The organism is Peribacillus sp. CSMR9, assembly GCF_033141925.1.
GTDB classification, from domain to species: Bacteria; Bacillota; Bacilli; order Bacillales; family DSM-1321; genus Peribacillus; species Peribacillus simplex_A.
In genome coordinates this window covers 1-697 of record NZ_JAOPHO010000222.1, presented here as the reverse complement: position 1 = coordinate 697, position 697 = coordinate 1, and the positions used below count along the sequence as shown (strand labels likewise).

The 697-nt window shown below is 38.7% G+C and carries 1 protein-coding gene; it reads right to left on the bottom strand.

Features of this window, described 5'->3' with window-relative positions:
• Positions 1-697 (bottom strand): reverse transcriptase domain-containing protein (locus tag N9I19_RS25005; RefSeq protein WP_317779373.1); only part of this gene is annotated, 697 nt, incomplete at both ends.

The window sequence follows — 697 nt, the reverse complement described above, 5'->3', positions numbered from 1 at the left end:
CAATTTCGCTTTGTCAGTTGTCGAAGTTTCCTTTGAAACTTCTGTACAGAACTTGGATGAGGTTTCACTTTGTAGTTGTTGTTATTAGTGTCGTAATAATACCCAAATCCTAAGAATTTCAACTCTTTTGGACGTGAGATTCTACTCTTCTCTACGTTGACTATCAGGCCTAATTTCTCTTCTATAAATCTCACGATTGTGCTCATTACTCGGTTCGCTGCCTTTTCACTTTTCACAAAGATAAGGGCATCATCAGCGTACCTCACGAACCTTAGTCCTCTTTTCTCCAGTTCCTTATCAAGTTCGTTTAACATTATATTACTTAATAGTGGACTGAGGTTGCCTCCTTGCGGAGTACCGACAGGTGTGTCTTCATATTTTCCATTCACCATGACTCCACTGACTAAGTATTTTCTGATTAACGAGATGACATTTCCGTCTTTTATTGTGTTGGATATGATTCTCATGAGTTTATCGTGATGGACGGTATCGAAGAATCTTTCAAGATCAATGTCGACTACCCAATCATGTTCATCATTCAGAAACTCCAGGCTTTTAATTATCGCCATTTCACAACTTCTTTTTGGTCTGAAACCGTAACTGAATTCACTGAATTGCTTCTCAAATAGTGGACTGAGAACTTGATGAATGGCTTGTTGAACGACTCTATCCACTACTGTTGGTATTCCCAATTTGC